Annotated in this window: 21 protein-coding genes; 11 read left to right on the top strand and 10 right to left on the bottom strand. The window is 43.0% G+C overall.

Going from position 1 to position 22475, the window contains the following annotated elements:
- Positions 1–3: 3 nt before the first annotated feature.
- The 5 genes from nusB to glmS are packed head-to-tail and all read left to right on the top strand — an operon-like array spanning position 4 to position 5119.
- Entirely contained in the window at positions 4–453 is a 450-nt protein-coding gene (gene nusB, locus A7P54_RS13040; RefSeq protein ID WP_004657014.1) for a transcription antitermination factor NusB, read from the top strand.
- A 14-nt stretch (positions 454–467) separates the two neighbouring features.
- Entirely contained in the window at positions 468–1385 is a 918-nt protein-coding gene (gene thiL / locus A7P54_RS13035) for a thiamine-phosphate kinase (protein ID WP_171549841.1), read from the top strand.
- Positions 1363–1884 carry a phosphatidylglycerophosphatase A gene (locus A7P54_RS13030; RefSeq protein ID WP_033132738.1) on the top strand — a complete coding sequence of 174 codons (522 nt, stop codon included), beginning with the start codon at positions 1363–1365 and terminating at the stop codon, positions 1882–1884. The genes thiL and A7P54_RS13030 overlap by 23 nt, the downstream gene beginning before the upstream one ends.
- A 19-nt stretch (positions 1885–1903) precedes the next feature.
- Entirely contained in the window at positions 1904–3268 is a 1365-nt protein-coding gene (gene glmU, locus A7P54_RS13025) for a bifunctional UDP-N-acetylglucosamine diphosphorylase/glucosamine-1-phosphate N-acetyltransferase GlmU (RefSeq protein WP_171549840.1), read from the top strand.
- Positions 3269–3280: 12 nt separating this feature from the next.
- Positions 3281–5119 carry a glutamine--fructose-6-phosphate transaminase (isomerizing) gene (gene glmS / locus A7P54_RS13020; RefSeq protein ID WP_171549839.1) on the top strand — a complete coding sequence of 613 codons (1839 nt, stop codon included), beginning with the start codon at positions 3281–3283 and terminating at the stop codon, positions 5117–5119.
- A 198-nt stretch (positions 5120–5317) separates the two neighbouring features.
- Here the strand turns inward: glmS and A7P54_RS13015 are convergent, their stop codons facing one another.
- The 3 genes from A7P54_RS13015 to pncA all read right to left on the bottom strand — a co-directional run bounded on the left by A7P54_RS13015 (position 5318) and on the right by pncA (position 7364).
- A complete protein-coding gene (locus A7P54_RS13015; protein ID WP_004656984.1) occupies positions 5318–5956 on the bottom strand; it encodes a YitT family protein in 639 nt (212 codons plus the stop codon).
- Between the two features lie 219 nt (positions 5957–6175).
- Entirely contained in the window at positions 6176–6640 is a 465-nt protein-coding gene (locus tag A7P54_RS13010) for an Lrp/AsnC family transcriptional regulator (RefSeq protein ID WP_004803451.1), read from the bottom strand.
- Between the two features lie 91 nt (positions 6641–6731).
- A complete protein-coding gene (pncA, locus tag A7P54_RS13005) occupies positions 6732–7364 on the bottom strand; it encodes a bifunctional nicotinamidase/pyrazinamidase (RefSeq protein WP_171549838.1) in 633 nt (210 codons plus the stop codon).
- Between the two features lie 291 nt (positions 7365–7655).
- On the opposite strand from pncA, the gene dapA reads away from it, so the two are divergent.
- From dapA to A7P54_RS12985, 4 genes are all read left to right on the top strand, one after another.
- A complete protein-coding gene (gene dapA / locus A7P54_RS13000) occupies positions 7656–8549 on the top strand; it encodes a 4-hydroxy-tetrahydrodipicolinate synthase (RefSeq protein WP_005317184.1) in 894 nt (297 codons plus the stop codon).
- 15 nt (positions 8550–8564) lie between these two features.
- On the top strand, positions 8565–9167 hold the full coding sequence (locus A7P54_RS12995) for a hypothetical protein (RefSeq protein ID WP_005201681.1): 603 nt from the start codon (positions 8565–8567) through the stop codon (positions 9165–9167).
- A gap of 35 nt (positions 9168–9202) precedes the next feature.
- Entirely contained in the window at positions 9203–9922 is a 720-nt protein-coding gene (purC, locus tag A7P54_RS12990) for a phosphoribosylaminoimidazolesuccinocarboxamide synthase (protein WP_005201682.1), read from the top strand.
- A gap of 241 nt (positions 9923–10163) precedes the next feature.
- Positions 10164–12572, top strand: a complete 2409-nt coding sequence (locus tag A7P54_RS12985; protein WP_171549837.1) for a TonB-dependent receptor — start codon at positions 10164–10166, stop codon at positions 12570–12572.
- Between the two features lie 36 nt (positions 12573–12608).
- Here A7P54_RS12985 and A7P54_RS12980 read toward each other — a convergent pair whose 3' ends face one another.
- The 7 genes from A7P54_RS12980 to A7P54_RS12950 all read right to left on the bottom strand — a co-directional run bounded on the left by A7P54_RS12980 (position 12609) and on the right by A7P54_RS12950 (position 21024).
- A complete protein-coding gene (locus A7P54_RS12980) occupies positions 12609–14348 on the bottom strand; it encodes an amidohydrolase (protein WP_171549836.1) in 1740 nt (579 codons plus the stop codon).
- Positions 14349–14495: 147 nt separating this feature from the next.
- Positions 14496–15614 (bottom strand): acyltransferase, encoded by a 1119-nt coding sequence (locus A7P54_RS12975; protein WP_171549835.1) that lies wholly within the window; start codon positions 15612–15614, stop codon positions 14496–14498.
- 127 nt (positions 15615–15741) lie between these two features.
- Positions 15742–16626, bottom strand: coding sequence for an aromatic amino acid DMT transporter YddG (yddG, locus tag A7P54_RS12970; protein ID WP_171549834.1), 885 nt, complete (start codon positions 16624–16626; stop codon positions 15742–15744).
- 104 nt (positions 16627–16730) lie between these two features.
- Positions 16731–18005: a replication-associated recombination protein A gene (locus A7P54_RS12965; RefSeq protein WP_032857357.1), complete on the bottom strand. Its 1275-nt coding sequence runs from the start codon at positions 18003–18005 to the stop codon at positions 16731–16733.
- A gap of 82 nt (positions 18006–18087) precedes the next feature.
- Positions 18088–19275 (bottom strand): class C beta-lactamase, encoded by a 1188-nt coding sequence (gene ampC, locus A7P54_RS12960; protein ID WP_171549833.1) that lies wholly within the window; start codon positions 19273–19275, stop codon positions 18088–18090.
- A 25-nt stretch (positions 19276–19300) separates the two neighbouring features.
- Entirely contained in the window at positions 19301–20464 is a 1164-nt protein-coding gene (locus A7P54_RS12955; RefSeq protein ID WP_171549832.1) for a PQQ-dependent sugar dehydrogenase, read from the bottom strand.
- A gap of 107 nt (positions 20465–20571) precedes the next feature.
- Entirely contained in the window at positions 20572–21024 is a 453-nt protein-coding gene (locus tag A7P54_RS12950) for a YcgN family cysteine cluster protein (RefSeq protein ID WP_004803439.1), read from the bottom strand.
- A gap of 186 nt (positions 21025–21210) precedes the next feature.
- Between A7P54_RS12950 and A7P54_RS12945 the strand changes: the two genes are divergently transcribed.
- Complete coding sequence (locus A7P54_RS12945) at positions 21211–21369, top strand: DUF1328 domain-containing protein (protein ID WP_004656956.1); 159 nt, start codon at positions 21211–21213, stop codon at positions 21367–21369.
- A gap of 165 nt (positions 21370–21534) precedes the next feature.
- Positions 21535–22272 carry a dienelactone hydrolase family protein gene (locus tag A7P54_RS12940; protein WP_171549831.1) on the top strand — a complete coding sequence of 246 codons (738 nt, stop codon included), beginning with the start codon at positions 21535–21537 and terminating at the stop codon, positions 22270–22272.
- Positions 22273–22475: the final 203 nt, after the last annotated feature.

Below are 22475 nucleotides of genomic sequence, written 5' to 3'. Positions count from 1 at the left end.
AGCATGTCGCAAACACTTCAGGCCGCTTATGCAGCGAAACGCAAAGCACGTCGTTTTGCTGTACAAGGGATTTATGAATGGCAAATGAGTCATAACCCAGTTCATGAAATTGAAGCACGCACGCGTGTTGAAAATGCCATGCACAAAGTTGACCTTAACTATTACCATGAATTGCTCACTCAAGTGGTTGCTCAACATGAAGCTTTAGATGAGTTACTCATCCCTGTACTTGATCGTGAGTTAAATGCCTTGGATGGCGTAGAACTTGCAACCTTACGACTGGGTGCGTATGAACTTCGAGATCACCTCGAAGTTCCGTATCGCGTTGTACTTGATGAAGCGATTGAGCTAGCTAAACACTTTGGTGGTGCAGACAGTCATAAATACATCAATGGTGTATTAGACCGTCTTTCATCAAAGCTGCGTGAAGCTGAAAAACAGCAAGCAAAATAATAGGCTTGTGTTAAATGGCTGAGTTTTCAATTATTGAGCATTACTTTAAACGCACATCCAATACGGATGTCAGTTTAGGCATCGGTGATGACTCAGCCATTATTACCCCACCTTCTTCACAACAACTGGTGATCTGTGCAGATACACTGGTTGCTGGTCGTCATTTCCCCTTAGACACCGCTGCCCATGCCATCGGCTGGAAATGCGTTGCAGTCAATTTATCTGACTTGGCAGCAATGGGGGCAAAACCTCATAGTATTTTACTCGCACTGAGTCTCCCAACTATTGATCATGACTGGCTGGCTGGATTTAGTCAGGGCTTGTTTAATTGCTGCGATCAGTTCGGTGTTAGCCTGATTGGTGGTGATACCACCCAAAGCACTCAACTCACGATTAGTGTGACTGCACTAGGCTGGATTGAACACGGTCAGGCCATTACCCGTGCAGGTGCACAAGTTGGTGACTATATTTGTGTGAGTGGACAGATTGGCGATGCTGCGTTTGGATTACAGCATCTAGGGCATGCACTACAACAACGCTTAGATTATCCAACCCCACGTTGTCATTTGGGTCAACAGCTCAAAGGGTTGGCATCGAGTATGATTGATATCTCAGATGGATTGGCGCAAGACTTAGGTCATATTTTAAAAGCATCCAATGTCGGTGCAAAATTACAGCTTGAGCAACTTCCGTTAGATGCATCACTGAAACAACTTGATCTGCAACAAGCTTGGCATTATGCGCTTGCAGGTGGTGATGATTACGAATTATGCTTTACAATATCACCGCAAAACTTCAAAGAACTGTCGCGACAACAATTAGATGTTCCGCTTACAATAATCGGCGAAATTACCCAACAAACTGGATTGTTATTTGAGTATATGGGCAAAGCACACCCATTACATGTTCATGGATACCAACACTTTGCATAAGCCTCCCATTCACTTTAGCCAAATGACTTGGTTTGACCGCTTCATCGTATTCTGTGGTGTCGGTTTTGGTTCTGGTTTAGCACCCAAAGCCCCTGGAACCTTTGGTTCTGCCTTTGCACTGTTATTTGTACCACTATGGCTCTATTTGGGTCTGTCGGCCAGTATCGTTGTGGTTATTTTAATGTCCTTAATTGGCATTTATATCTGTGGACATACTGCAAAAGTCATCAATGTGCATGACGATGGTCGCATTGTCTGGGATGAGTTTGCAGGACAATCCATTACCCTCCTGCCTTTGCTCTATTTACAGCAAATGAATTGGCTGTGGGTCATTGTCGGATTCATCTTATTCCGTATATTTGATGTCTGGAAACCATTCCCAATTAGCTGGGCTGACCAAAAAGTGTCTGGCGGCTTAGGGATTATGCTGGATGACATCATTGCTGGTCTTTGGGCAGCACTCTGTATTCTTATTTTTCATTTTTATCTTTTGACTTAAGCCACTATTAGAGTTAGTTATGTCAACAACTGTTATTATTCTTGCAGCTGGGAAAGGAACGCGGATGCGTTCACAATTACCAAAAGTATTACAACCACTTGCAGGTCGTCCTCTGCTTGGACATGTGATTCAAACCGCAAAAAAACTCAATGCCCAAAACATTATTACCATATATGGACATGGCGGTGAGCTGGTTAAAAAAAGCTTTGCAGCAGAACAGATTGAATGGGTTGAGCAGGCAGAACAATTAGGCACAGGCCATGCAGTACAAATGACCTTACCTGTTTTACCACAAGAAGGTGTTTCACTGATTTTATCAGGCGATGTACCTTGTATTCAGGCAGATACGCTACAAAAATTATTGGATGCATCCACTCAAACAGGCATTGGCTTAGTGACACTCACAGTCGATGATGCAACAGGTTATGGCCGGATTGTTCGCCAAGATGGTAAAATTCAGGCCATTGTTGAACATAAAGATGCCAACGAAGCACAACGCCAAATTAAAGAATTTAATACTGGCATTTATTGTGTCAGCAATGCAAAACTTCATGAATGGTTGCCTCAACTTTCTAATGAAAATGCGCAAGGTGAATATTACCTCACTGATATTGTCGCGATGGCAATTGCGGATGGCTTAGAAGTTGCCTCAGTTGAACCAGAGCTTGCGTTTGAAGTTGAAGGTGTGAATAACCGCTTACAACTTGCGACCTTGGAACGTCAGTTCCAACAGCAGCAAGCCAAAGAATTGATGCTACAAGGTGTTCACTTAATTGACCCAAATCGTTTTGATTTACGTGGTACCTTAAGCTGTGGGCAAGACGTACAAATTGATGTCAATGTTATCATCGAAGGCGACTGTGAACTGGGCGATAACGTACAACTCGGCGCAGGCTGTATTCTAAAAAATACCCGTATTGCGGCAGGTACAAAAGTTCAACCCTATAGTATTTTTGAGAATGCGATTGTCGGCGAAAACACCCAAATTGGGCCTTTCGCACGTTTACGTCCAGGTGCAAACCTTGCCAATGACGTACATATCGGCAACTTCGTTGAAGTAAAGAATACGAATATGGGTCTAGGCTCAAAAGCCAATCACTTTACTTATTTAGGTGATGCAGATATTGGCGCGGGCTGTAATATTGGTGCAGGTACCATTACCTGTAATTATGATGGTGCCAACAAACACCGTACCATTATTGAAGACAATGTATTCATTGGAACCAATAACTCCTTGGTTGCACCAATTAAAATTGGTCAAGGTGCTACAACAGGTGCAGGATCAACCCTCACTCGAGATGTAGCTGAGCATAGTTTGGCTGTCGAACGATCAAAACAGTTTGAAAAAGCAAATTATCAACGTCCCCAAAAGCTGAAAAAATAAGAGGATAATATTATGTGTGGTATTGTTGGTGGCGTTGCTGAACGTTGTGTAACCGATATTCTGATTGAAGGACTAAAACGCCTTGAATACCGTGGCTATGACTCTGCTGGTTTAGCATTACTCAATAATCAAAAAATCTTACGTGAACGTCGTGTTGGTAAAGTTGCCAACTTGGCTGAAGCCGTGTCAGAACAGCACTTAACTGGAAATGTCGGGATTGCACACACACGTTGGGCAACTCACGGTAAACCGACAGAAAATAATGCACACCCGCACGTTTCGGGTGATGTTGCAGTGGTTCATAACGGGATCATTGAAAACTACCAAGACCTTAAGGATGAATTGCAAGCTTTAGGTTATGTGTTTACCTCGCAAACCGATACTGAAGTTGTTGCTCACCTCGTTAACGATGCGCTAAAGCAAACAGATAGCCTGTTGGAAGCAGTACAAAAGATTACACCACGCCTTAAGGGTGCTTATGCACTTGGGATTGTGCACACGGCACATCCAGATGAGCTGATTACGGTTCGTGAAGGTTCGCCCCTGGTGATTGGTGTCGGTATTGGTGAAAACTTTATCAGTTCCGACCAATTGGCTTTATTACCAGTCACCAATCGCTTCGTTTATCTAGAAGAAGGTGATATTGCGCGTTTAACCCGTACCAGTATTGAAGTTTTTGTCAACGGCGAGCCTGTACAACGTCCAGTCAAAGAGTTAGATGCAACGGTCAGCAATGCCTCTAAGGGCGAATATAAGCACTTCATGCTCAAAGAAATTTATGAGCAGCCTGAAGCGATTCAGCAAACCATTTCTCAAGCATTGAACGGCAATAGCTTACGTGAAGATTTCCTCAATCATGCCAATGCCGATTTTGACAAGATTCAGCAAATCCAGATCATTGCCTGTGGGACCAGCTACCATGCGGGGATGATTGCCAAATATTGGTTTGAACAACTGATTGGTGTCCCTTGCCAAGTTGAGATTGCAAGTGAGTTCCGTTACCGCAGCCCAGTGATTGTGGCAAATACGCTGTATATCTGTATTTCACAATCTGGTGAAACAGCCGATACCTTAGCCGCGTTACGTGAAACCCAAAAACGTGCCAAAGCCAATAATATTGACATCAGCACCATGACGATTTGTAACGTTGCAACCTCATCAATGGTGCGTGAAACAAATCACCATTTACTGACGCTTGCTGGTCCCGAAATTGGGGTGGCTTCAACCAAAGCCTTTACCACCCAGCTTGCAGCATTGATGTTATTGATCTTAAAAATTGGTCAAGTCAAAAATCGCTTGTCTGATGCTCAATTGAATGAGATCACAACAGCACTTTGGCATTGTCCAAAAGTGATTTTAGACACCTTACAAGGTGATACTGAAATTCTACGTTTATCGGCATTATTCGTTGAGAAAAATCACTGTTTATTCTTGGGCCGTGGTACACACTTCCCGATCGCATTAGAAGGCGCATTGAAACTGAAAGAAATTTCATATATTCATGCGGAAGGTTATGCAGCAGGTGAGTTGAAGCATGGTCCATTGGCATTAGTGGATAATGAAATGCCTGTGGTCATCTTGGCACCACAAGATGACATGCTCGATAAACTCAAATCGAACATGGAAGAAGTACAAGCCCGTGGTGGTGAATTATTTGTCTTTGCAGATGAAAATAGCGGTATTCACGGTAAAGATCGTCAACACGTGGTTCATGTGCCAGCGGTAAATGAATGGTTAGCACCGATCGTTTACAGCGTGCCTGTACAACTGCTGTCTTATCATGTTGCCGTGTTACGTGGTACTGATGTCGATCAACCACGTAACCTCGCCAAGAGTGTTACGGTCGAGTAATTCGATACAGCTATCAGCGTTGTTTGTACGACCCTGACTATAAAAAAAGCGCCATAAAGAAATTCTTTATGGCGCTTTTTTTATGATTATGCTTGTTATGACTTCAGCCATTTCATAGGCTAGATCACATCTAGCGTCTCATGATCGATATAGCTTGTGTTCTGCAACAGTCAGGTTAATAGCAGAAATACGCATGCATCAAGCCACATAACGTGTGGTTTTATGATTTAATAAAATGATTGAATTCAAAATAATGACACCAAAAATCGAGATCAAAATCAGCTTCCAGTCCACAAACAACAATGAGGTTAATAAAATCACCACATCAATACCCATTTGCACTTTTCCTGCTGGAATTTTAAAGCGTTCCTGCAAATACAACGCCAATAGGTTGATACCACCCAAGCTCGAACGATGTCTAAATAGAATCAAAAAACTCACACCCATCAAGACATTGGCAAAAATCGTAGCGTAGATTGGATTGACATCGGAGAGATGAAAAAACTGTGGAATAATTTCAGTAAATCCTGCCAATAATGCAACGGCAATAAAAGTTTTCACCACCAGCGCGATGCCCATCTTTTTATAGGCAAAATAATAAAATGGAATATTGATCAGGAAAAATAATACGCCGAACTTCAGATCAGTAATGTAGTGAATCAGCAAAGATAGACCTGCTGTCCCTCCCGTCATAATGCCTGCCTGCTGCAATAAAGTCATTGCAAAAGACAGAATGAATGTTCCGATCAACATTGCCAATGCATCTTCAATTTTAGAGTGCTGCTCAATCACAGGCATGACTGGACTTACCAGAGATACATTTTGCTCGGTATTCATAACGGTACAACTCAAATAGGAGAACAGCTAAAGGGAGAGAGATCTTTCAAAGAAAGACACGGCATATTTGATCATTTTTATTAAAATTTCGCAATTTATTCTTATATTTTTGCCATAAATGCAATTTATATTCAAAATAATCCATTTCGAATAGTCTATGCGCTTCGATCAGCTTTGTTCTAACTTTGTCTCAGATCAAACGACTATAAAATCCTGTTTTTATTTAATCGCAATTCCGTTTTCTTTTAATTTTTCCAATACAATTGAAGTATTGAGATTACTGACACCAAAGTTCTTGGAAGATAAAATTCCAATCAATTTGACCATCTCATCCAGATTCTTAACTGCCACTTTAAGGGCAAAATCATAACTGCCCGTTAATTTATGAATATCTTTCACAGCAGGTTCGTGCATCAAGAATTCAACAAAACGATCATGCGTTGCATCACTATAATTCTGCAATTTCACTTCAATAATACCCATGATCGGCGCAGGATCGGCACTCAATGCGATTTGGGCATAATAACCCGTGATAATTTTCTTCTGTTCAAGCTGAACCCGACGGCGTGAGCATTGCGAGGTCGATAAACCCACCAATTCAGCCAATTCCTGATTGGCCAAGCGTCCATTCATTTGTAAATGATGGATAATTTTTTGATCAAAATCATCAAGTTCGACGGTCATAAAACGCTCGGCTTAGGTTTAAGGCATAATTGAACTGATGCTGGTGCATCAACCTGAGAAGTGTAACGCCTTTAGATCAATCAGCTCAAGCTTATGCCAAAATTGCAGCAGACTGAATCCGCTGAATCCCGTGTGCTGACATGCTTTGCCATGCGCTATGTAATGAACCATTCAAATCAATCGCTTTACAGGCATCTTCAACCACATAGGTTTTGAAACCCATTTGCGCGGCATCCAAGGCTGTCCATGCCACACAAAAATCAGTGGCAATGCCCACAATATAGACCGTATTAATTTGGTGTTCTTGAAGATAGCCCTTTAATCCCGTCGGGGTTTTACGATCGGCTTCCATAAAGGCTGAATAGCTATCAATATTAACGTGAAAGCCTTTGCGGATAATCAATTGTGCCGTTGGAATATCTAAATCAGGGTGAAATTCGGCATCCTGTGTCCCCTGTACACAATGCTTTGGCCATAACACCTGCGTGCCATAAGGTAACTCTATCGTTTCAAAAGGCACTTTATGCACATGATTGTCAGCAAAAGAAATATGTTGATCAGGATGCCAGTCTTGAGTCAGTACCACCGTTTCAAACTGATGCGCCAATTGATTAATCACAGGAATAATCTGATCGGCACCTGTGACTGCCAAGTTTCCACCTGGGGTAAATCCATTTTGCACATCGACAACAATTAATGCGCTGTGTTTTGAATCGTTTTGCATCTCATTATTCAACCTAGATCGCTCCTTGTACAATACGCTGCCTCATTGTTTCTGACTAGCCAAACAGACACAAACTTTTCATAAGATGAAAATCATTCAAGTAAAAGATGAATTAAAGTTTTCGGCTGTTTGACTAAAGCATATTGTTCTTATGCCGCCGATCAGTCATAATTTGCATAATTGTCATTCAATCGAATTCATTATTGGACGACGAATCAAAATACTGCAACCATCCAATATTTCGTTTCAACTAATTCAATCTCGGATGGGAAAATAGGATAGTTTTTTAAAATGACTCAGCTAGCACAGAATATTCAAGGCTCAATTGTCGCACTCGTCACCCCTATGTTTGAAGATGGTCGCGTAGATTGGAAGAGTCTTGAGAAGCTCGTTGAGTGGCACATCCAACAAGGTACACATAGTATTGTTGCTGTTGGCACAACGGGCGAAGCGTCTACATTAAGCATGGAAGAACACACACAAGTCATCAAAGAAGTGATTCGTGTAGCCAATAAACGCATTCCAATTATCGCGGGTACAGGTGCAAACTCAACACGCGAAGCCATCGAATTAACCAAAGCTGCTAAAGAACTCGGTGCAGATGCGGCATTGCTCGTGACACCATATTATAATAAACCCACACAAGAAGGCTTATATCAACACTATAAAGCGATTGCTGAAGCAGTTGATATTCCACAAATTCTTTATAATGTCCCTGGTCGTACTGGCGTTGATATGCAAAACGAAACCGTCATTCGTCTTGCCGATGTTAAAAACATTGTTGGGATTAAAGATGCAACAGGCGATGTGCCACGTGGTCAAGCCCTCATCGAAGGTCTAAATGATAAAATCGCAGTTTATTCAGGCGATGATGAAACTGCTTGGGAATTAATTTTGCTTGGTGCAAAAGGTAATATTTCGGTTACTGCTAACGTTGCACCAAAACAAATGAGCGAAGTTTGTGAAGCAGCTTTAGCTGGCGATCAAGCCAAAGCACAAAGTTTGAATCAACAAATTGCAAATCTACACAATATTTTGTTTTGCGAATCAAACCCAATTCCTGTGAAATGGGCGTTGCATGAGATGGGATACATTAGTACAGGTCTACGCCTGCCTTTAACCGCTCTTGCAGAACAATATCGTGAACCGCTCCGCACAGATTTAAAAACTGCGGGCATTATTTAATACGAGCAATTTATGATGCAATTACGTCTTGGTGTTGTCCTTGTCATTTCAGCTTTAAGTTTGGCTGGTTGTGGTCGTTTTGCCCTCAATAATCATTCTTTAGATTATAAAAAAGCTCAAGCGCTTGAACCACTCAAATTCCCTGAGAATGCAACGGTAAGACCATTCACGCCATTGTATCCAGCACCGACGGTTGATCCACTAGCGATTCAACATGCGCCAACATTTGAGAACACAACTGGCAACCGTTATGCATTGCCTCGTCCAGAGTCAATGAAAACTGCAAGCAATACCACTGAAGCAGCAGCAACGACTTTAGGCCGTCCACAATTGGTGATGGATGGGAATAAAAACCCATTACTGAAAGTGGAAGGTCCAACAGCAACTGCTTGGCAATATGCCTTTGCAACCGTGAGCACCCTCAACTACAAAGTCATCTCTCAAGCAGATCATGGCTACGAAGCAACGATTAAGGTCGGTGAACAAAACTACCTGTTGAAGCTTTCTGCGGTTGGCTCAAGCAATACCATTGCCCTCTTCAAACTCGACACGACTTTTGCAGAACCAGCAGTTGCAACTGAAGTGTTAGCCCAGATTTACCAAAATTGGCCAGCCTAGTCGTTTACTAGGCATTTTTTTCAAAAGGTTCCTCCATGTTAAAACAAACCTTGCTCTATACTGGTAAAGCTAAATCTGTATACGAGACAGATAACGCTGATCACCTGATTTTGGTCTTTCGTGATGATGCTTCGGCATTCAATGGCGAAAAAATCGAGCAACTCGATCGTAAGGGCAAGGTCAACAACCGTTTTAACGCCTTTATCATGGACAAATTAGCTGCTGCAGGTATCGAAACGCATTTTGAAAAATTGCTTTCTCCAACTGAAGTGCTGGTTAAAAAACTTCAGATGATTCCTGTTGAATGTGTGATTCGTAACTATGCAGCGGGTTCATTGTGCCGTCGTTTAGGTGTTGAAGAAGGTAAGGAATTAACTCCGCCAACATTCGAATTATTCTTCAAAGATGATGCGCTTGGCGATCCTATGGTCAACGAATCTCAAGCAATTGCTTTAGGTTGGGCAACTGCAGAACAACTTGAAAAAATGAAAGAACTCACATACCAAGTGAATGATGTACTTAAAGCATTATTCGATGCAGGTAATATGATTCTGGTTGATTTCAAACTTGAATTTGGTGTGTTCCATGACCGTATTGTATTGGGCGATGAATTCTCTCCAGACGGTTGCCGTTTATGGGATAAAGACACCAAGAAAAAACTGGATAAAGACCGTTTCCGCCAAGGTTTAGGTGGTGTGGTTGAAGCTTATGAAGAAGTTGCTTCTCGTTTAGGTATTAACTTAGACGATATCTAAGCCTAGTTAAGCTGTTACTTCTAAATAAAAAACCAGCCCAATCGGGCTGGTTTTTTATTCTTTATTCAAAATAATGAACATCATTTTAAATATCAACACCATATAAATCATAAGCTTAAAACTCATAGAATAAGCTTTGCAAATTTTTTTCTAACCTTATGTTTTTATATTGTTTTTGAAAATATTTTGATCCTCCTACCATGTTCACAAATGTTTACAAAACTTGAGTTAGAAGATCAAAATGAATGCTCCCATTTTAAAGACTTTTCCTTTAAGTCTAAGTAGTAGTCTTATTCTGCTTGCCCTATATAGCAATGTTCATGCGGCTGAGAACAATCCAATAGAACCCGAACAAGTCAAAACACTCGCCACCATTGTGGTCACAGGCACCCGTGCCAACAATCGTTCCCAAACAGAGTCCTTACAGCCGATTGATGTGATCAGTGCCAAAGAACTGACTGAACGCACCGGCTCCAATGAACTTGGCACAGCGCTATCTCGAATTATCCCTTCAATTAATTTTCCACGCCCCACTGTAGTGGATGGAACTGAATTGGTTCGCCCTGCTCAACTGAAAGGACTTGCACCAGATCAGGTGCTGGTCTTGGTCAATGGAAAACGTCGCCACACAGGTGCCTTTATTAACCTTGGCGGAACCATTGGTCGTGGCTCTGCCCCAACCGATTTAAATGCCATTCCGATCTCAGCGATTAGTCGTGTCGAAGTACTGCGTGAAGGCGCATCGGCTCGCTATGGTTCCGATGCGATTGCAGGCGTGATTAATATTATTTTGAAATCCAACCCTACACATGGTGAAGCTGGGATTAAATACGGGATTTATAACAAGGGTGATGGTGAACAAAAACAATCCTTTGTTTCGGGTGGGACCCAACTGAATAATTATGGCTATGCGATCTTTTCAGGGGAATGGCAGGATAGCCAAGCCACCAATCGTGCTGGCCCTGACCTGCGTGATCCCAAATCAAGTACCTATGGACAGCGTACGTTCCGTTTTGGGGATCCGGATTCCGATGAAGTCAAAGCCGCCTTGAATTTAGGTTATGACCTCAGTGATCATGCCGAGCTGTATTCTTTTGCGACCTATAGCCATCGTAATGCAGAAACTGCTGGATTCTATCGTTTAAGCAATGCCTCCAATAATATTCCTGCCCTGTTTCCCAATGGCTATCTACCCATCATTCAGGGCCAACTCGATGATTTTGGCGCAGTTGCAGGGATCAAAGGCGATTGGTCTGCATGGCATTATGATGCCTCGGTGAATTATGGTTTAAATCGTTATGATGTCGATACCAAGACCATTAATGTCGATCTCTATAAAGACACTGCTACCACGCCTTTCGGCTTCCAAAATGGCACACTGAAAAATGCTCAAACGGTAGTGAATGTTGATCTTTCTCGTGAGTTTGATGTTTCCGCATTGGCGAGTCCGTTGAATGTTGCCTTTGGTACACAATATTTGAATCAGAAATATCAAATCCAAGCAGGTGATCCAGCCTCCTATTATAAAAGTGGCTCTTCTGGTTTAGCGGGCTTTCGCTCTGCCGATGCTGGCGAATGGTCACGCGACAGTTATGCGGCTTATCTGGACTTAGAGGCCAATTTAACTGAAAAACTCTCAGCATCTACAGCCTATCGCCATGAATATTATAATGATTTTGGTAACACCGATAATGCCTCATTGTCTTTGCGCTATGCCATCCATCCAGCGATTGCTGTACGTGGTAGTGCCTCTACCGGTTTCCGAGCCCCAAGTTTGGCCCAACAATATTTCACCCAAACCTCTTCGCAGCTGATCAATGGTCAATTTGCTGAAGCAGGCACCTTCCCCACCACGTCATACGTTGCTCAACTGCTTGGTGCGGAACAACTTAAACCAGAGAAATCTAAAAACTATAGTGTGGGTTTGGTCTTGACACCTACAGATCAACTGTATGTGACTTTGGATGCTTATCAAATCGACATTGATAATCGGATTAGTCTGTCCTCCAATATCAATGCCAGCAGTGCGACCGTTCGCCAATATCTGAATTCAAAAGGAATCACCGACACCAACTTCAACACGATTCGTTATTTCAACAATGCCAGCGATACCCGCACGCGCGGTGTTGACTTAGTGGCGACCTATAAATGGACTGCATTACCTTATGGCGAACTAAATACTTCACTGGCCTACAACTACAATAAAAATAAAGTGACGCATGTGGATGGCAATCCAGCCATCTTAGATGCGTTAGGCATTAACCTCACGCGTCTGGATCGTCGAGAGCAATACGGTTTATTGGCTGGCAGTACCCCTGAACATAAATTCAGTTTGGCGAATGACTATAAGCTTGGAAACTTCACTGTGAATACCAATCTCACACGTTATGGCAGCTTTAAAACCTTTAGTAATTCTGGCGAAGCCAAAGACCAAAAATTCTCAGCCAAATGGTTACTGGATTTAGCGTTGTCTTACCAATATCAAAACTGGAACTTCACTGTCGGTGGCGACAATATTACCGATGTATATCCTGATAAAGATGTCTACGATATCAACCAGCCGACTGGCGGCAGCTTGCCTTATAGTCAGTTCTCACCTTTTGGCTTTAATGGCGCGTTCTATTACGGCAAGATCAATTATCGTTGGTAGTAATTAAAAACCGAGCCATCTGGCTCGGTTTTCAGTTTAATTCTGCGCATTCTGATAAATCAGTTTGCCTTCTTTATAAGTGGCCAATACCTTAATGCTTTTAATCTCACGACTGGGTACAGTCAACGGGTTCTGATTCAGAATGACCAAGTCCGCCAATTTACCTTGGCTTAAAGTGCCCTTGGTCTGATCCTCAAAGTACTGATACGCGGCCCAATCTGTCATCGACTTTAATGCCAGATAAGGGCTAATGCGCTCATCTGCCCCCAAAACATAATTGCTCCGCGTTACTCGGTTCACGGTCGCATCCAGCATCATCATACTGCTTGGTGGCACCACAGGGGCATCATGATGTTCGGTAAAAATCAGATGCTTTCTTAAAGCTGTTGCAGTTGGCGAAATATGGGCAGCTCGGGTTTCGCCTAGCGTTTGCTGACGATGCCAATCACCCCAATAAAAGGTATGTAGCGAGAAGAAGGACGGAATAATATCTAAGGCTTTGAGCTGATCCAATTGATCATCACGAATCGTTTGTGAATGAATCAATACGCTACGACGATCGGCTTTACCTTGCTTCGCGGTCGCATCTTTCACTGCCCCGATAAATTGATCAATCGCGGCATCACCATTGGCATGCGCAAGCACCTGCCAACCTTGCTTAAAGGCTAAATTGATATAGTCCTTGACCTGCTGATCATTACTTATGGCAGGATAGCCCTTATACGTCTTATCTTTACCTTCAGGTGGTACCAGATAAGGCTGGGTCAGCCAAGCGGTTTTGCCTTGGGGTGAGCCATCTAAACTGATTTTCACTCCACCAATCCGAAAATGATGATCATACTGTCGTTGGCTGCCTTGCTTGAACATATAGTCTTGGCTGGTGGTGATATCGGGATAAGAAACCACATCAATTGGCAGTCGATTCTGCTTGGCTAAAGCATGCCACATTTCAGTGGTGCCCTGATCGGCCCGCCCTTCCTGTACCGTGGTAAAACCATTTTTTACATAGGCATCAATGCCTTTTTCTGCAATTTGGAACATCACTGCAGGGGGGACATCTTTAAAAATTGAGCCAATTGCGGTAAATAACGCGGACTCTTCTAACACGCCATTTGGAATATTTGAGTTGGCTTCACGGCGAATCACACCACCCGCTGGATTTGGAGTATTTTGATTAATCTTCAGTAATTCCAGTGCTTTGTGATTGACTGATGCTAAATGCCCCGATTGATGCAAAATCATCACCGGTTGGTCTTGAGAGACCCGATCTAGATCGGTTGCCGTCGGATGACGCTGCTCATTCAGTTGTGCATCATCATAGCCATTCCCCAAAATCCAGCCGCCCATGGTTTTAATTACGGATGGATTTTGGACTTTCCAACTATTCAGCACATTCACCAAAGAGTTGATATCGGAGACCTGACCATCAGGCATGGGGTAGAGATTAGCCACCATTTGATGGAAACCGACCATATTCACATGACTATGCGCATCAATAAAACTCGGTAATAAGGTTTTATTGTTTAGATCAATCGATTGAACTTTTTTATCCGCCAAGCGTTCAGCTTGCTGTTTTGAGCCCACAAAACGAATTTTTCCATCTTTCACCAACAGGGCTTCTACATATTCAGGACTGTTGCCCGCCATGGTCAGAATCGGGCCACCATAAAACAGTTGTTCCGTTGCAGTGACAGGCCCTGCCGTCGTTGCACAACCCACAACAGCCAGTGAAATAGAAGTAAATAAGGCACAGTATTTGAGATAAGTACGGTTCATGCATTAAAACCCATATTTTTATTATGTCTTTTTTGATTAAAGCTGATTCCGTTGGTAATAGAAAGCATTCACAGATTATTTTTGTAATGTTTGGTCAAGTTCTGAGTGATCCACCGCATCCCCTATGTACGCGGCATGGCACAACAGTTAAAACATTTTTGCCAATTTATTGGAGACTTTAATCGCAAGATCATCGACATAATGACTATACGGCTGTGCCAACACAATGCTCAATAACACACTCGATAGGCTTGCCAAGAGTCCTGCACTTAAATAGGAGAGTCCCCATTGCACATGCAATAGATTAAACAATGGAATCCCCAAAGCATAAAGTACAGCAAGATGAATTAAATAAATTGAAAATGAAATTTTGCCTAGAAATACCAAAACAGACCGATCAAAAAACTGTGCTAGCCATTTGCCTTTTAGTACGGCATAAACAATGCAAAAGCCACCAATAAAGTTGAGATAATCGTAGCTTTGCTCGCCCCAAAATTGAGTAAAAAACTGATAACTATTGCTGCTGTTGTGTGCGCCACAAAAATACAATCCCAACAAAAATAGTAGTACCGAAACTGCTGTACTCAGTTCTGCGGCATAGAGAAATAGTCCCATCCCCAAAACAAAACTGAGAAGGCCCAGCAACACGGTTTGCGAGATCATATACGCGGTCACAATGCTGATGATGAGAAATAGACCGCATAGAATTGGCAGCTTGCCATAGAGATAGCAAGCCAGATAAATCACCAGTGACCCAAGCAACTCAATTTGCATGGTCCACAGCACCCAGTTATAACTGGAATCGCCAAATAAGAATGCGCCAATACTGCCTTCATATAAGGCGGTACCCAGTTGCGGATGTGGGTTAGCCAGTGCGGCTCCCCATTCGGAAACATGCGACACATCCACAGGTACAAAACACACCAGATAAGCGACAATACAAGAGACAAAAGCTGGAATGGCCAAACGTGGATAGCGCTTAATCAAGGAATTTTTCAATTGCGTTGCGGTATTGTGCTTTTTAAAACTGGATAATGTCAGTACAAAACCACTTAAAACAAAGAACACAAAAACCGCGCCTGTACCTGAATAAAAGAAGGCCAAGGGCGAGTGATGTAACTGCGTAAAAAAATCATATCGCGGTACAGCACTGACATCAAAATTATGCAGTTGCGGAAAAAAGGTCAGTGATAGATGTGACAACACAACGGCGAGACATGCCAAGCCTCGGATACTTTCCGCAGCATTAATTTTGTTTGTGGTCATGGTGGAGCTTGATCATCCTTGATAAGCGGGATGATGCGACCTTTTATCTGTAGTGTCTAGAGGTCGCTTACAAAAATACAGTGACTGTTCAGCGCATCAGCAAGACCCCATAAAACCAGACAATGTTTTAGTGTTTTCTCTGCGTTGCTAGCCAACATAGAATCGAGCCTAAACACACCATAAATGCGCCATACCAGAAAGAAAGGCCTAATGGCGTACTAAGTAGAATTGCCGAGAAAAACGCAGATAAAACTGGAATAAAATAGGATGCACCTGCCAATAACGTTACATTGCCATGCAAAATCCCAACATTCCAAGCGGCATAACCAAAGCCCATCGCTGCTGCCGCAAAAAATAGTGAAATTGAAGAAGGCCAATCAAAATCAAAGCTGCCGCCCCCCATCAATGCATATTTAATCCACAGCACCACCGAGACGAGGATAAAAAATAGGGTGATGCCATTAGTTCCCTGCGCAATTCTCGCTGTGAGCGTGCAGTAGGCAGCCCAGAGTAATGTTCCAATAAAGGCCAGCCCATAACTAAATGGATTGTGCTGAATATTTTGCAGCATGCTGGCCAAATCAAAACCTTGCTCTCCACCAAGCACCCAACAGATGCCCAAAATGGAAATGATAAAGCCAGGAATAATCAGGACATTGGCTTTTTGCTGATTAAAAATAATGGCAGCGACCATAGTAAAGGTCGGCCATAAATAATTGACCATCCCCACTTCAATCGCCTGTCGATTATTACTGCTATAGCCAATCGAAAGTGATAAACAAATTTCATAGGCAACAAATAGAATACTGCCCCAGATCAAATAGGTTTTGGGAAAGCTTTTGAGGCTGGTCCAACCGACCGAGAAAAACAGAAAAATTGAGGCCAGTGTATAAATTAGTGCTGCACCACCCACTGCGCCAAAATGACTACTGACATCCTTAATTAAGGCAACGATCAAACTCCAGAGCAAGATCGCGACCAATCCAATCAGTGTTGCTTTTTTTGCGTTCATTTTTATACAAATAGCATATTGAGGCCAAAGCAAAATCTATCGATGCGATTCGGAATCTTGCTCTGGGCAATTTGAAAATGATCGGTGAATTCACCGAGTTTTGATTACTGCTGCTGTTGTTCCTGCTGCCAACGGCGTTGCTGCAAACGTTCGCCTTCGACCTCACGTTTATTTAAGGCTCGTTCATACAGTTTGGTACCGCGTAATTCTGGAGGCAAATAGTCCTGTAACACGAAGTGTTCAGGATAGTTGTGCGGATACAGATAATCCACGCCATAACCTTGCTGCTTCATCAACTTGGTTGGTGCATTGCGTAAGTGCAAAGGCACAGGCAGGTTTGCGGTTTTTTCTGCCAACTCTAAGGCTTTGTTAATCGCGAGATAGGTGCTATTACTTTTCGGGCTAGTGGCCAGATACACGGCACATTGGCCTAGAATAATACGCGCTTCAGGCATCCCCACCGCTTGGACTGAACGGAAACACTCTCCCGCCAATAACAAGGCATTTGGATTGGAATTGCCGATATCTTCCGATGCGGCAATCAACATACGACGTGCAATAAAGACTGGATCTTCGCCACCTTTCAGCATGCGTGCCATCCAGTACAGGGTTGCATCTGGATCACTACCACGAATCGATTTGATAAATGCCGAAACCAGATCGTAATGCTGCTCACCTGATTTGTCGTAACGCGCAATATTTTGCTGCGCAACTTTAACGACGATGGCATTGGTTACGATATTCTCAATGTCAGGCTCAAAGGTACTGGCAATCAAATCAATCAGATTGAGCGCCTTACGTGCATCACCTGCCGCAAACTGAATCAGCGCATCATATTCTTCAATCTGGATAAAACGTTCTTTTAAGAACTTGTCCGTTTGAATCGCTTTGTTCAGTAGGGTTTGAATCGCCTCAGCACTCAGATTATTCAGGGTATACACCTGACAGCGGGACAACAAGGCACTATTCACTTCAAAAGAAGGATTCTCTGTGGTTGCCCCAATCAAGGTAATTTTGCCTTTCTCAACCGCATTGAGTAAGGCGTCTTGCTGCGATTTATTGAAGCGATGAATCTCGTCAATAAACACCACAGGGGTCAACAAGTCCCCACTTTCCGCAATCACTTCACGGAGTTCTTTCACGCCGGTATTGAGTGCAGATAAGCTGATAAAAGGACGATCCACAGCCTGAGCCAATAACAATGCAATCGTGGTTTTTCCGACCCCTGGAGGCCCCCAGAAGATGATCGAAGGCAGATGCCCTTGATCAATCATCTGACGTAAAGGGGCATTTTCACCCAGCAAATGATCTTGTCCGATAATTTCGGACAAGTCACGAGGACGTAAACGTTCAGGTAAAGGAATATGCGTATCTGACATCATCACTGGCTTTATGATCTTTTACCCTAGTCTATTGTGTCTGGCTCAAATCTACAATTTGAATCTGCACTCACGCGACATTCTATTGCGCGCTGTCGTTCTGAACCAACTGTTGCATCACCCGATAGCTGGCTTTGATCCGCTCTTCATTAGGGAAATTGGTGTTGGCTAACATCACGATTCCAATTTTTTGCTGCGGAATAAAGGCCACATAGGCACCAAAACCATTGGTTGCTCCTGTCTTATTAAAGAAGGTCGCAGGCGTGGCAAGCTTCGGTTGTTTAATCGCTGTGATTGCATGACTTTCTAAAGCCATTTTGCTCGAGTTACCCTGCAACAGTGTTTCAAGTGCTACTGGATAGGCATACTGTTCCCAGCCCAGACCTTGGGTCATTGCACCCACTTTAAAATAGCCCACATGAGTATTTTCAATCGCTTGGCGAAGCGGTTGTTTGAACTGCTGCGGATTGATTTGCGCATCAAGGAATTTCAGCATATCCGCACTGCTACTTTTCACCCCATAAGCTTCTGCATCAAACATACCTGGTGAAACACGCATGGCTTGATCGGCTTTGTACCCCCATGCATATTGCGACATGTGCTGCTCAGGTACTCGAATAAAACTTTGTGTCATGCCTAGTTGTGGCAGTAAGGTTTTTTCAATCAATTCGCTATACGGTTTTTTCATTGCCAAGGCGGTGACATAGCCCATCAAACCGATACTTGGGTTGGAATATTGACGCGCAGCGCCGATGGTTGTCTTCGGCTGCCATGCCTGAAAATACTTGATCATATCTTGCTGCTGCACCACCTCATCGGGGAACTGCAACGGAAAACCACCTGCGTTATAGGTCCCCAGATTCAAGATCGTGGCACGATTGACCGCAGTATTTTTCAGTTCAGGGAAATATTTGGCAGGATGATCCGATAAAGACAGTTGTCCTTGTGCCTGTGCGTAGCCTGCTAAAGTCGCATTAAAGGTCTTACTGACCGAACCAAGTTCAAATAAAGTACTGTTGCTCACTGCTTGCTGATTTTGCTTAGAAGCAAGCCCATAATTCACAAAGTAATGTTGACCATTCAAGGTCACAGCAACAGCCATACCTGGAATTTTATATTGTGCCAATAAAGGCTTAAATTGCTGATCAACAATGGTTTGAACTTGTTGCTCGGTCAAATTTCCAGCCCAAAGCGCTGAACTGCAGGACAACAGTCCTGTAAGTAAAAATAGTTTTTTTAAAGTCATAGAAAAGGCTTTCGGCTGATTCATGATGTGTATCACTTGAAGTTAAAATTTAATTGGCATGCAGTTTAAGTAGTTTAGCTTTCGGTCCATCTTCGATCACCCAGATTGAACCATCTTGGGCTTGGTGTAGGCCACGAATACGTTGTTTCATTTCTAGCCTTTGCACTTCTTGGACAGGTTTGGCATTTAAATCCACCACGATAATTGCTTTGGCTGATAAGCCACCAATCAACGCTTTGTGTTGCCACAAAGGAAATTGCTGACCTGAATAAATGATCAAGCTAGACGGTGAGATCACAGGTGTCCAATCGATTTCAGGAGCTTTAAATTCTGGACGGGTATGATGATCGGGAATGGGCAAACCCGAATAGTGATCACCATTTGAAACCACGGGATAGCCATAATTTTCACCTTTTACAATCCGGTTTAATTCATCACCGCCTTTGGGTCCCATTTCGACCACCCACAGTTGCCCTTGCTGGTCAAACGCCATTCCTAATGGATTACGATGGCCCAGTGACCAAATCTCCGCAGTGACACCACCTTGCTGATAAAACGGATTGCCTTCTGCCGGTGTTCCATCCTGATTTAAACGCAAAACCTTACCTAAATTACTGTTTAAATCCTGTGCAGGGTCAAACTTTTGGCGCTCACCCGAACTGACCCAAAGTTTGCCATCGGGACCAAACTGCATACGATGACCATAATGACCTTGCCCTGACACTTTCGGTACTTGTTGCCAAATAGTTTTGAAATCCGTGAGCTTGGGTTGCTTGGGATCAGATAAATCCAGTTTTGCATGTGCAATCTCTGCACCATAGCCACCCTGACCTTTGCTGGCATAGCTTAAATATAATTCATGATTCTGCTGAAAATCAGGATGCAAAATGACATCACCTAAACCACCTTGCCCGCCATAACTGACGGTTGGAACGCCAGCAATATTGATACTGCTCTTGGTTTTGGGATCAAATAATTTTAATTGCCCTTTGCGCTCAGTGATCAATAAACGTTGGTCTGGCAAACTTGCAATCGCCCACGGCTCATCAAATTCAGCAACGCTCTCAATCCGATACTTTTGTGCAATGCGCTGACTTGACGCTTGTTGTGCTGTATTTTGTTCTGGGGTTTTAGAGTTGCTTTCGTTGGCACCACACGCGGCCAGCAATAAAATGCCGCTATAGAGCAAAGGCGTCATCAACAGTTTGTTCATGGCTTATCTCCCTCGTTTATTCTTCATCTTAGGGAACATCGCCAATAAAAATACTGCAAAAATGTTGTTTTTATGATCATCATGTCTTATTGATTTGCTAACCGCGATTACCGTATCCAACGCACAATATAATCTTCAATTTGTTCTTCATCGATTTCAGTTTCTGAAATACAACGCCCTGCAGCGGACTTCTTTGCCTTGATCACACTTTGACGTGAACCTGTATTGAGGTAATGCCATGAAGGCAGGTTCTTACCTTCACTTAACCGACGGTAGGCACAGCTCGGTGGCAACCACGAAATGGTGCTGAGTCGCTCTGGGGTTAATTGGATGCAATCAGGCACTTGCTGCTGACGGTTAGGGTAATCGGAACAACGCGCGGTTTTACAGTCCAGTAATTTACATGCCACTTTGGTATAGGCAACCTCTGCGGTTTCTTCATCTTCTAACTTGATCAAACAACATAAACCACAGCCGTCACACAATGCCTCCCACTCCGCATTGCTGAGCTGATCAAGCGGATAGTGTTTCCAAAAGTTGGGGCGCAGTTCGACGGACATACAGAGCTTTCAATATTAAAAAAAATGAACTTCTTATTATAGCATTCATCTTTGCTTTGCTGACTTCAATCTCTTTTAATTGATTTAACACTTCTGTATTAAACATTTAAACCACATAAACACCACATTTTGTGCAAAAAACACACGTTATAGTGGACACATAACGAAAAATTAGGAGGACACGACATGTTCCGTTGGGCCATTATTTTTGCAGTCATCGCACTCATTGCCAGTTTATTAGGTTTTGGTGGTGTAGCAGGTTTATCCAAAGATTTCGCAGTAATCTTATTGGTTGTTGCCGTCATCTTAGCAATCGTTGGCTTCTTATCCAGAGGCAAAGTCTAGTCGTTTTGACCTACCCAAACATAAAAAGAAGAATCTTGGTATTCTTCTTTTTTCATTTTTGAGCATCGCTAAAACAAGCGTATTTATTATGTTTTTACGATGCCATCCATTTTCCTTTTTATGTTTTAATCAATGCATTCTAAAAATACAGATCAGGATTATAGAATGAGCTTCCCGATTAACACACGTGAAATTGAATATACCGCTCCCGATGGTCAACGCCTCATTGGTTATTTCGCTGCACCAGCAATTGATATGCCTGTTGCAGGTGTGATTTTGGCCCCTGAATGGTGGGGCCGCAATGCATACACAGAACAACGTGCACGTGAACTTGCAGAACATGGTTTTGCCGCTTTAGCCATTGATATGTATGGTGATAAGAAAGTTACAACCAATGTGCCCCAAGCCTCTGAATGGATGAATCAAACTTTTGAGCATGCCGATACCATTGTTGACCGTGCTCAAGCAGGCTTAAATGCTTTAGCAGCTCAAGCAGAAGTGAATGCCGACAAATTGGCAGCGGTTGGTTTCTGCTATGGCGGTAAAGTGGTGCTAGATTTGGCGCGTTCAGGTGCAGATATCAAAGCCGTTGCTACGTTCCATGCGATATTGAGTCCGAAAGCGCCTGCTGAGAAAGGCAAAGTTAAAGCCGAGATTTTAGTCCTGCATGGTGAACTCGACAGCATGGTGACCTTGGATAATGTGGCAAGCTTCCGTCAGGAAATGCATGATGCTGCTGTGGATCATGAGGTGATTATTTTTGAAGATGCCAAGCATGGTTTTAGTAACCCTCTTGCAGATGAGCGCGCCAAGGCCAACAATGTTGACTTAGGCTATAACGCGGAAGCAGAACGTCAAAGTCTTGACGCGATGTATGAGCTGTTAGATAAACATTTAAAGTGATTTGAAAAGACGATCTCTAAAAAAACCATCAACATGGAATTGAGCGAATATATCGTTTGTTTAAATCCTAGAAAATTTCTATTCGTGCAAGGCGACATGGATGTCGCCTTTGCAAAAGCCAATCTTAATCAGCATTTAATAACGAATTTGTTTGTATACATCAACTCCTCTCCCTATTTCCGCTATACTACGCCTCTGCTTTT

The sequence above is a fragment of the Acinetobacter sp. Ac_3412 genome, from assembly GCF_013072675.1.
Classification (GTDB): Bacteria; Pseudomonadota; Gammaproteobacteria; order Pseudomonadales; family Moraxellaceae; genus Acinetobacter; species Acinetobacter higginsii.
This window is presented reverse-complemented; position numbering and strand designations above follow the sequence as displayed.

Coding starts and splice junctions, on each gene's coding strand:
- glmS (WP_171549839.1), top strand. CDS start 3,281: ATGTGTGGTATTGTTGGTGGCGTTGCTGAACGTTGTGTAACCGATATT.
- A7P54_RS13010 (WP_004803451.1), bottom strand. CDS start 6,640: ATGACCGTCGAACTTGATGATTTTGATCAAAAAATTATCCATCATTTA.
- dapA (WP_005317184.1), top strand. CDS start 7,656: ATGACTCAGCTAGCACAGAATATTCAAGGCTCAATTGTCGCACTCGTC.
- yddG (WP_171549834.1), bottom strand. CDS start 16,626: ATGAACGCAAAAAAAGCAACACTGATTGGATTGGTCGCGATCTTGCTC.
- A7P54_RS12950 (WP_004803439.1), bottom strand. CDS start 21,024: ATGTCCGTCGAACTGCGCCCCAACTTTTGGAAACACTATCCGCTTGAT.
- pncA (WP_171549838.1), bottom strand. CDS start 7,364: ATGCAAAACGATTCAAAACACAGCGCATTAATTGTTGTCGATGTGCAA.
- A7P54_RS12965 (WP_032857357.1), bottom strand. CDS start 18,005: ATGTCAGATACGCATATTCCTTTACCTGAACGTTTACGTCCTCGTGAC.
- A7P54_RS12940 (WP_171549831.1), top strand. CDS start 21,535: ATGAGCTTCCCGATTAACACACGTGAAATTGAATATACCGCTCCCGAT.
- nusB (WP_004657014.1), top strand. CDS start 4: ATGTCGCAAACACTTCAGGCCGCTTATGCAGCGAAACGCAAAGCACGT.
- purC (WP_005201682.1), top strand. CDS start 9,203: ATGTTAAAACAAACCTTGCTCTATACTGGTAAAGCTAAATCTGTATAC.
- A7P54_RS12985 (WP_171549837.1), top strand. CDS start 10,164: ATGAATGCTCCCATTTTAAAGACTTTTCCTTTAAGTCTAAGTAGTAGT.
- A7P54_RS12945 (WP_004656956.1), top strand. CDS start 21,211: ATGTTCCGTTGGGCCATTATTTTTGCAGTCATCGCACTCATTGCCAGT.
- glmU (WP_171549840.1), top strand. CDS start 1,904: ATGTCAACAACTGTTATTATTCTTGCAGCTGGGAAAGGAACGCGGATG.
- A7P54_RS13015 (WP_004656984.1), bottom strand. CDS start 5,956: ATGAATACCGAGCAAAATGTATCTCTGGTAAGTCCAGTCATGCCTGTG.
- A7P54_RS12955 (WP_171549832.1), bottom strand. CDS start 20,464: ATGAACAAACTGTTGATGACGCCTTTGCTCTATAGCGGCATTTTATTG.
- A7P54_RS12975 (WP_171549835.1), bottom strand. CDS start 15,614: ATGACCACAAACAAAATTAATGCTGCGGAAAGTATCCGAGGCTTGGCA.
- A7P54_RS12980 (WP_171549836.1), bottom strand. CDS start 14,348: ATGAACCGTACTTATCTCAAATACTGTGCCTTATTTACTTCTATTTCA.
- ampC (WP_171549833.1), bottom strand. CDS start 19,275: ATGAATCAGCCGAAAGCCTTTTCTATGACTTTAAAAAAACTATTTTTA.
- thiL (WP_171549841.1), top strand. CDS start 468: ATGGCTGAGTTTTCAATTATTGAGCATTACTTTAAACGCACATCCAAT.
- A7P54_RS13030 (WP_033132738.1), top strand. CDS start 1,363: ATGGATACCAACACTTTGCATAAGCCTCCCATTCACTTTAGCCAAATG.
- A7P54_RS12995 (WP_005201681.1), top strand. CDS start 8,565: ATGCAATTACGTCTTGGTGTTGTCCTTGTCATTTCAGCTTTAAGTTTG.